Below are 9,008 nucleotides of genomic sequence, written 5' to 3' on the forward strand. Positions count from 1 at the left end.
CTACTCGTGCCGCAGCGCTTCGATCGGATCGAGCGATGCGGCTTTCCAGGCTGGATAGATCGAGGCGAGAACGGCGAGCGTGAGCGTCATGGCCACAATCGCCGTCACCTCGCGCGGGTCGACGATCGCCGGCAGGCGCGAGAGAAAATAGAACTCCGCGGGGAAGAGATTGGCGTCGAACAGCTTATTGACCCCGACGCGGATGGTGTCGAGATTTTTCGCCAGCGCCAGACCTAGCGCAAAGCCGGCCAGCGTGCCGACGACGCCGATCGAAGCTCCGATGATCAGGAACACGCGCAGGACCGCGCCCCGCGTCGCGCCCATCGTGCGCAGTATGGCGATGTCCTGAGTCTTGTCCTTCACGAGCATCGTCAACCCGGAGATGATGTTGAAGGCCGCGACCACGACGATCAAAGCGAGGATGATGAAGAGGATGTTTTTCTCGACCTGCAGCGTGTCGAAGAACGTCTTGTTGCGCTGGCGCCAATCGGTGACGATCAGCGGCCGGTCGATCGCCTTTTCGACGTTGATGCGAAAATCGTCCATCTTCTCGGGATCGGTGACGAAAGCCTCGATGACCGTCGCCTCATTCTCCTTGTTGAAGAAGAGCTGCGCCTCGGTGAGCGGCATATAGACGAAGACGCTATCGAATTCGGACATGCCGATCGAGAAGATCGCAACGACTTTGTAGGCTTTGATGCGCGGGGCGACCCCGAAAGGCGTCTGCACCCCCTTGGCGATAAGCAGGCTGACCGGGTCGCCGACGCCGACGCCGAGCGTCTCCGCCAACCGCTGACCGATGGCGACGCCGCCGGCCTTATCGAATCCGGCGAGCGCGCCACTCTTGACGTTGCCCGCCACGCCCGGGAGCCGCGTCAAGTCCTTCTCGCGCACGCCGCGCACAAGCACGCCCGATTGGCCGAACTGAGTCGATATGCCGGCCGCGCCCTCGACCATGGGGATTGCAAGCTGGACGCCGGGCAGCTTCGCTGTCTTCGCGGACACCCGGTCCCAGTCCGTGAACGGCGTCTCCACCGCCTGCAAGAATGCGTGGCCGTTGATGCCGATGATCTTGTCCATCAACTCGCGATGGAATCCGTTCATCACCGAAGTGACGACGATGAGGGTCGCGACGCCCAGCATGATGCCGAGGAACGAAAAGCCGGCGATGACCGAGACGAAGCCGTCGGCGCGACGGGCGCGCAGATAGCGCAGCGCCACCATCCGCTCAAAGGCCGAAAAGGCGCCGGCGCCTCTTGCCGGTTGCGCCGCGCCGGCGCCTCTTGCCGGTTGCGCCGCTTCGGTCATGCCTGAGCCTGTCTCATTGCGGCGACGATGCGGGTGACGGCGTCCTGAGGCGCGAGAAGCTCCCGCTCTCCGGTGCGGCGCTGCTTCACTTCCACCCTGCCCTCAGCCAGGCCCTTGGGCCCGACCAGAACCTGCCAGGGCAGACCGATGAGATCGAGCGTCGCGAATTTCGCGCCGGGGCGTTCGTCGCGGTCGTCATGCAGCACGTCCAGTCCCGCGTTCTCGAGCTGCGCCACGAGATCGGCGCAGACCTTGCCCGTCGCCGCGTCTCCGACTTTCAGATCGGCGACCCCGACATGGAAAGGCGCGACGGATTCCGGCCATATGACGCCGTTGTCGTCATGACCCGCCTCGATAATGGCGGCGGCGAGGCGCGACGGCCCGATGCCGTAGGAACCCATTTGCACGACAACCTCCTTGCCGTCCGGTCCGTTGACGACGGCCTTCATCGGCTCGGAATATTTGGTTCCGAAGTAGAAAATATGGCCGACCTCGATGCCGCGCGCCGCAACCCGCGCATCTTCCGGAACCGCGGCGAAGGCCGCGGCGTCATGCATCTCGCTCGTCGCCGCATAGCGGCTGGTCCATTTGTCGACGATTCCCTGCAGAGCCGCCGCATCGTCGAAATCGACCGAGGCGGGCGGCGGCGCGAAGGACAGAAAATCTTTGTGGCAAAAGACCTCGCTCTCGCCGGTCGACGCGAGAATGATGAACTCATGGCTGTTGCCGCCGATCGGGCCGGATTCGGCCGCCATCGGAATGGCGGTCAGGCCCAGGCGCGCGAAGGTGCGCAGATAGGCGACGAACATCTTGTTGTAGGAATGCTGTCCGGCTTCCGCCGTGAGATCGAAGGAATAGGCGTCCTTCATCAAGAATTCGCGCGAGCGCATCACGCCGAAACGCGGCCGCACCTCATCGCGAAACTTCCACTGGATATGAAAGAGATTGAGCGGCAGATCCTTGTAAGAGCGCACATAGGCTCGAAAAATCTCCGTAATCATCTCTTCATTGGTGGGGCCGTAGAGCATCTCGCGGTCATGGCGGTCGGCGATGCGCAACATTTCCTTGCCATAGGCGTCATAGCGCCCCGACTCGCGCCACAGATCGGCGGGCTGGATGGTCGGCATCAGACATTCGATGGCGCCGGCGCGGGTCTGCTCCTCGCGGATGATGGCGTTGATCTTGTTCAAGACCCGCAATCCGAGCGGCAGCCAGGCGTAGATGCCGGCCGACTCCTGTCGGATCATGCCCGCCCGCAGCATCAGCCGGTGCGAGACGATCTCGGCCTCTTTCGGGGTCTCGCGCAAAATGGGCAGGAAATAGCGGGAAAGGCGCATGTCGAATCCGGTTGGGCGAATCGGGAAGCGGCGAGCATAGCCTGTCCGCCGCCCGAGCAAACGGCGCGGGCGAGGCTGTTGAACCCCGGCGCGGCCGAAAACGCAAGCGGCGGGCGCTCTTCCTTTTTGGCCGCGCACGCCCATTTCGGGAGCACTAACTCTTGAGGAGGCCGGCATGGGCGAGGCTATGGGCAAGGCGGGGGGCGAGGCTGCAGCCAGACATCCCTGGGGAAGCGTCCGCGACAATCCCGAGTTCAGTCGCTTCGAACTCGACGTCGATGGAGAGACGACGCTCGCCTATTACCGCATCGACAATGACGTGATGGTCTTCACCTCAACGCAGACGCCGCCGCGGCTGCGCGGTCAGGGCGTCGCGTCGGAGCTCATTCGCAACGCGCTGGAATTCGCCCGCGCCCGAGGCCTAAAGGTGAGGGGCGATTGTTCCTTCGTCGTTGATTATTTGCGGCGCCACCCCGAAGCCGCCGATTGACGTTGTGAGTTCGCGCCCTCCCTTCTCCACTTGAGGAGAGGGTGGCTCGGCGCAGCCGGGTCGGATGTGGGCGACATGCGCGACCAGCTTCGCGCCACGGAGCGCGAAGTCATCGAGCGGGCGAAGCGCCGCCGTCTGCAGCATCATGAAATTGAACCCCACAGCGCAGGCCAAAACGACCGTACCTTCGAAGCGTTGGGAAAAAAGATGAAACCCCGCAAAGCGCTACTTTGAAAACGAGCGTGCGGCGGAGCATAATCTTGTGCATCTGGCCTAAGGCCGCACGCGAATCTTAACGAGGAATTTATGGCTAACGAGCAATATACTGAATTAGTTCGCGCGATGAAGGCGACCGCTGGAAGCAGGTTCAATGCTGCTAAATATCTAGAAGAGCACGATAGCAATCTAATGCTTCTTACTGCTATTACTTCCGTATATATAATTGCTCTCACTATAATACCGTATTTTTGGAAGCTCCCGAAGAATGTATTAGATAATTTGAATCTTTTTACGGTGGTTCTTTCGGTTGTCATTTTGGTAGCTGCATTGTTACAAAATTCTCGACGTGATGCTGTTAATGCAGAACAGCATCATAGAAGTGGCCTAGAAATCAACGAGCTAAGGCGAGAAATCTCCGTATATGGAGCGTCAATAGATGAAGCTAAGCTCTTGGATTTTGCAGCAAAATATAGCGCCGTGCTTCAAAAATACAGCATAAATCATACAGACCTGGATTATCAGAAATATATCGCAGAGAGGCCTGAGCAGTTTCCATGGATGGGTTGGTTGTATCGCTTCAAAGTTGGCATTTTATTTTTGATACGCTCTTACAAGCCAATAATTGTATTGGTAACCATAACGATTATGGTTACTTGGCTGATATTTTTTTATGCTATGCCGCTGATTATTTCAGAAAAATCAGCCTAACCGACGGCTACGACTTTGAATACAGATTAGATGGAGAAAGAACGATGCGGACGCACATTCCCTACCGTCTGACCTGGTCGCGCAACTTGTCCACGCTGAAGGGCGGTAGTTTATTCACGCTGCTTCTCGCCGTTCCTCTATCGCAACCGCAACGCCATCGAGCGCATGTTCTGCCGGTTGAAGGACTTCAGGCGCATCGCCACGCGCTACGATCGAAGCGCGACTAACTTTCTCGCAGCCGTCTGCATCGCGGCGACAATCAGCTATTGGTTTACCTATTGGTTATGAGTCTGGACCCTAAGCTGACGAACTTATCAGACGCTGCCTACTGAAGGCTTTATCGCCTAAGAATCATCCGCTCACGAGATCGAATATTCCTCGTGCAAAATTCAATAATTTCGCAACACGCCAACCGCGCCGAAAATAGTCCCTTTTTGAAAGAACGAGTGCCGCGCTTCGCATAGCTACTTGTTCACGCTGAGCAACGCGAAAATGGCTCCTACACCTAAGGTGAAGGTTTGGAGCGTTGTAGAAAATAGCCGTTCGATAAGGGGAGTTGGCGAATTCGGCCCGAAGAGAGCCAGCGCGGTTGCCGAAAGCCCGCATACGATGGTTAAGCTGAGAACAGAAAGAAAGATTAGGCGGAAGCGGCTGCTCATGACACCCATCTCGCGATGATTTTAAATCGAGAGCCAGGGTGCCGATTAGGCAGACTCGTAGCCAGCTCTCGATCCCAGTTAACGCGTGGAACGGAACTAACTACGCTTCATGCCTAGACGACGCATGAACATCGCAAAGATATCACGCTTTGATTGGTTTTCAAGGCGGCCCTAAGCCCTAAGCCTTCTCTTAAAACGGGTCGTTCATGAGAAGCGCGAAAGCCACGCGGCGTTTGGAGATACGCTGGACGACGAAGGAGGGAGGCGAAGCCCTCTCTCTCAACGCATGATTTGAGAAGGCATCATAGGCTGCCCTGCACGCAAAAGCCCCTCCAGACGGCGCGCGGGTTATGCAAATAGAACAAGGCGCGCCGCACGAAACAAGAGAACAACGGTGAATGAAAATGCAAGTAAATAAAATAACCAGCAGAATGTCCTAAGTTCTAATTTAGACTTATCTAAATTATCATCATAAAACTCCTGTTCGGTTTGTGCCACATTCACGACTGAGCGGTCGGCTGTGCCGAAAACCATGTTAACGTTTTTGGTTCCTTCAAAGATATTTTTACTAACAAACTCCTTTGGGCGCCCAATTACAAAAACCAACAAAGCCACTGACAAAAAAATAAATTTTGCTCAGCATATAACAGATAAGAACGTATAAAAATATGGCTGACGAAAATAGAACCAGCCAGTGCAGTTGTGTGACAAATTGTGCGCCAGTTTCGCCGATTGATCTAAGAGCGTCGAGATGACCTAGCGTTGCATTAGAGAATAGCGCGGCAAATACAGATATAATAACCCCGAGAAAATTTGATATTAGGAAATGTATCTTCTTCTCCTGCTGGCGAAGCTCAATCGCCCGCTTGGCATCTTCGTCGGTTCTCACCCTTTCATCGGGTTCGTGTTCAGACATGGTCGTTTGCTCAATCAATTTCGACGCTCAAACATACGTTAAGGCGTGGGTGGTGACCATAAGTATCGCCTTTTTCGTTCGCGTTCGTGGAGATGGCGAGTCCGTGTTTCATTTGCATAAAGCGAGACTCTTGCAACATCCACCAACCCCTTGTTTTCCAGGGCTTCTGGCGTGCAAAAAGTTTGTTGCGAAAGTTGAGGGCCTTCCCCACCTTCCCGCCCCCCCGACCACAGGCGGGAAGAATTCGGCGACACGGCCGGCGGGAGCCCCTATGCTTCAACCTCCGCCGCAAGCTCCAGCCATTGCTCCTCGGCGGCGGCGAGCGCCTGGGCCAATTCCTCGCGCTGCGACGCCAGCCGCGCCGCTTCCTGCGGATTGCGCGCGAAAGCGTCGGGCGCGGCGAGGGCCTCGTCGACGCGGGCGAGAAGCTGGGTGAATTTCTCGACGCGCTCTTCAGCCGCCGCGAGCTTGCGCCGCGCCTGCCCGGCGTCACGGCGCCTTGGCGCCTGCTGCTTTGCCGCCCCCTGCTCTGCCGCCTCTTGCGCCGGCGTCGCGAGCGCGCGCTTGGGCTCATCGTCGCGCGATTTTGAGAGCACCAGCCGAGCATAATCGTCCATGTCGCCGTCAAAGGCGCGCACGGTTCCGTCGTCGACCAGCCACAGGCGATCGGCGCAGGCCTCAAGCAGATAGCGGTCATGCGAGACCAGAACGACGGCGCCTTCATAATCGTTGATCGCCTCGATCAGTGCGGCGCGACTGTCGATATCGAGATGGTTCGTCGGCTCGTCGAGAATCAAAAGATGCGGCGCGTTGAAGGTGGCGACGCCGAGCAGTAGCCTCGCCTTTTCGCCTCCCGATAGCTTGGCGATGACGGTTTCGGCGCGCGCGCCGGAAAATCCGGTCCGCGCCGCGCGACCGCGAATGCGCGCCTCGGGGGCGCCCGGCATCAGCCGCGCGAAGACGGCGTAAGGCGTCTCGCTCTCGCTCAGTTCGTCGACCTGATGCTGCGCGAAAAATCCCGCCTCCAGCTTTGGCGCGCGCACCATCTCGCCGGCGCAGGCCGCCAGCCGCCCGCCAAGCAATTTAGCGAAGGTCGACTTGCCATTGCCATTGGCGCCGAGCAGGCCGATGCGATCGTCGTTGGAGATCGACAGCGTGAGCCGCGACAGCACGATTCGATCGCCATAGCCGACCGCGGCTTTCTCCAGCGCGATGATCGGCGGCGACAGCGGCTTCTCGGGCGAGGGCAGATGAATCGGCAGGACCGAATCGTCGACGATCGCCGCGACAGGCTCCATCTTGGCGAGGAGCTTCAAGCGCGACTGCGCCTGGCGCGCCTTCGTCGCCTTGGAGCGGAAGCGGTCGACGAAGGCCTGCAGATGCTTGCGTTGCTCTTCCTGCTTTTTGGCGCCTTTGACGGCAAGGAGCTGCGCCTCGCGCCGCTGCTTTTCGAAGGAGGAGTAGTCGCCCTTATAGAGCGTCAGCTTTCCCCGCTCGAGATGCAGAATATGAGTGGCCACGTCGTCGAGCAGATCGCGGTCATGGCTGATGACGATCACGCTCGCCGGATAGCGCGACAAATAGTCGACGAGCCACAGCGTCCCTTCGAGATCGAGATAGTTGGTCGGCTCGTCGAGGAGCAGCAGGTCGGGCTGCGCGAACAGCACCGCCGCGAGCGCGACGCGCATGCGCCAGCCGCCGGAGAATTCCGACAGCGGCCGGCGCTGCGCCGCGGCGTCGAAACCCAGCCCGTGCAGGATGGCGGCGGCGCGGGCGGGCGCCGAATGGGCGTCGATGTCGGCGAGCCGCGTCTGAATGTCGGCGATGTCGTGGGGATCATGCGCGACGTCGGCGCGCGCGATGAGTTCGGCGCGCTCAAGGTCCGCCGCCAGCACGAAGTCGATCAGCGCCGTCGGACCGCCCGGCGCCTCCTGCTCGACGCGCCCGAGCCTGGTGCGGGCGGGAATCGAGATCGCGCCGCTTTCCGGGGCGATTTCGCCGCTGATCAGCCGGAATAGCGTGGTCTTGCCGGCCCCGTTACGGCCGACAAAGCCCGCGCGGGAGCGTCCCGGCAGGAACACCCCGGCGTGGTCGAACAGCAGCCGGCCGCCGAGCCGGTAGACGAGATCGTTGATCGTGAGCATTGCTGCGATGCTTTAGGGCCTCGCCCGAAGGGGCGCAAACGCGACGCCATGCGCGGCGATCTGGCGCCGCCGTCGGCCTTGTCTTGCGCCGCCCGCGCCTCTATACACGCCCTCGCGCCGCCGCCATGCGGCCGCGCAGCCGCGCCCATCGTCTAGAGGCCTAGGACGTCGCCCTTTCACGGCGAAAACAGGGGTTCGATTCCCCTTGGGCGCGCCAATAAAATCAATTCGTTGCGCGATATTCCGAGCCACTAGAATCGGCTATACGGAAACTTTACGGAAAAGGCGTCGCCGGACTGGCGGGCGATAGAGGCCTCAGAGACACCGATGGGAGAGGCGCAGCGGCGCGCGAAGCGTCTCGCGGAGATCGCCAAGTTCAGTCAACCGATGGCGCCAGCCCGCTTCGATCTCTTCTCGATCGGCGCGCGCCTCGCTCCCGTGCGCCTGATCTCAGACGAGGTTTCCTATTGGAGCGACCCAGAGGAGCGACTTCTCGGCCTCGTATTCCGAGACCGCGTTGACGACGACTTCAGCCACGCGCTCGTCGCATCTCAAACGTCTCAAATATTGATCAGACCAAGGTAGACAGCGCGCACGCAGGCCTCAGTCTTGGTCGCAGCCCCCAATTTGACCATCGCGTGCTTGAGATGCACGACGACGGCGCTCTCGGCGACGTTGATAATGTCGGCTGTCTCTGAAGCAGTCTTTCCACGCGCGGCCCAAGAAAGAACATCTCGCTCGCGATCAGTCAGCGACACTGCGGCCAACGGCCGTCCTTCGCTATCGAGAAAGCGATGCGGTAACTGCTGAGTCGTCGCGACAAGATCGACGGTTCGCTGGGCCCAATAGATCAGCACGAGATGCATCAGTTCCGATTGACGCGGAAGCTCTTGACAAAACCCTGCATTCGACGGATGAGGCCGCCTCAATCTTAGAAATCACCTCGTCCAGAGACGACGACATCGAAAACTACCCATTTTTGAGAATGGTGTTATTCGGCATGCAATTTTGGCTCTGATGCAGATTTGATGCAGGCCGCGATCAGTTCGCGCCGATGAGGACGCGCTTCGAGTAGATCGATTTTTCCGCGCCCATACATTTGTCGCTTCACGAGTTTGAGCTTTGTGATCTGACCTTCGGTCTGTCCGTTCGACCAAGCGGATATGATTGCGGCGCGCACAGCAGCCCTGTCTTTTATGACGCCGTTAGCCAAGGACGCGACGAGAC

The 9,008-nt window shown here is 59.1% G+C and carries 8 protein-coding genes, 1 tRNA gene and 2 pseudogenes; 5 read left to right on the forward strand and 6 right to left on the reverse strand.

Going from position 1 to position 9,008, the window contains the following annotated elements; translation table 11 throughout:
* Together ACR65W_RS08415 and proS are read right to left on the reverse strand one after the other, a co-directional pair.
* Nucleotides 1-1,308: a lipoprotein-releasing ABC transporter permease subunit gene (locus ACR65W_RS08415; RefSeq protein WP_434498389.1), complete on the reverse strand. Its 1,308-nt coding sequence runs from the start codon at nucleotides 1,306-1,308 to the stop codon at nucleotides 1-3.
* Nucleotides 1,305-2,645, reverse strand: coding sequence for a proline--tRNA ligase (proS, locus tag ACR65W_RS08420; protein ID WP_434498390.1), 1,341 nt, complete (start codon nucleotides 2,643-2,645; stop codon nucleotides 1,305-1,307). Before proS ends, ACR65W_RS08415 begins: the two co-directional genes overlap by 4 nt.
* Nucleotides 2,646-2,832: 187 nt before the next feature.
* Between proS and ACR65W_RS08425 the strand changes: the two genes are divergently transcribed.
* From ACR65W_RS08425 to ACR65W_RS08440, 4 genes and pseudogenes are all read left to right on the forward strand, one after another.
* Complete coding sequence (locus ACR65W_RS08425) at nucleotides 2,833-3,135, forward strand: GNAT family N-acetyltransferase (RefSeq protein WP_434498398.1); 303 nt, start codon at nucleotides 2,833-2,835, stop codon at nucleotides 3,133-3,135.
* A gap of 75 nt (nucleotides 3,136-3,210) precedes the next feature.
* Entirely contained in the window at nucleotides 3,211-3,369 is a 159-nt protein-coding gene (locus ACR65W_RS08430; RefSeq protein ID WP_434498391.1) for a hypothetical protein, read from the forward strand.
* A gap of 72 nt (nucleotides 3,370-3,441) precedes the next feature.
* A complete protein-coding gene (locus tag ACR65W_RS08435; RefSeq protein WP_434498392.1) occupies nucleotides 3,442-4,062 on the forward strand; it encodes an SLATT domain-containing protein in 621 nt (206 codons plus the stop codon).
* 120 nt (nucleotides 4,063-4,182) lie between these two features.
* A pseudogene (locus ACR65W_RS08440) lies at nucleotides 4,183-4,350 on the forward strand (transposase); the annotation flags it as partial.
* A gap of 939 nt (nucleotides 4,351-5,289) precedes the next feature.
* Here the strand turns inward: ACR65W_RS08440 and ACR65W_RS08445 are convergent.
* Together ACR65W_RS08445 and ACR65W_RS08450 are read right to left on the reverse strand one after the other, a co-directional pair.
* On the reverse strand, nucleotides 5,290-5,637 hold the full coding sequence (locus ACR65W_RS08445; protein ID WP_434498393.1) for a hypothetical protein: 348 nt from the start codon (nucleotides 5,635-5,637) through the stop codon (nucleotides 5,290-5,292).
* A gap of 269 nt (nucleotides 5,638-5,906) precedes the next feature.
* Nucleotides 5,907-7,781: an ABC-F family ATP-binding cassette domain-containing protein gene (locus ACR65W_RS08450; protein WP_434498394.1), complete on the reverse strand. Its 1,875-nt coding sequence runs from the start codon at nucleotides 7,779-7,781 to the stop codon at nucleotides 5,907-5,909.
* 141 nt (nucleotides 7,782-7,922) lie between these two features.
* Between ACR65W_RS08450 and ACR65W_RS08455 the strand changes: the two genes are divergently transcribed.
* Nucleotides 7,923-7,998, forward strand: a tRNA-Glu gene (locus ACR65W_RS08455).
* Nucleotides 7,999-8,341: 343 nt separating this feature from the next.
* Here ACR65W_RS08455 and ACR65W_RS08460 read toward each other — a convergent pair.
* On the reverse strand, nucleotides 8,342-8,647 hold the full coding sequence (locus ACR65W_RS08460) for a helix-turn-helix domain-containing protein (RefSeq protein WP_434502512.1): 306 nt from the start codon (nucleotides 8,645-8,647) through the stop codon (nucleotides 8,342-8,344).
* A gap of 125 nt (nucleotides 8,648-8,772) precedes the next feature.
* Nucleotides 8,773-9,008: pseudogene (locus ACR65W_RS08465) on the reverse strand (hypothetical protein); the annotation flags it as partial.

This window comes from Methylocystis sp. (assembly GCF_051062815.1).
Classification (GTDB): Bacteria; Pseudomonadota; Alphaproteobacteria; order Rhizobiales; family Beijerinckiaceae; genus Methylocystis.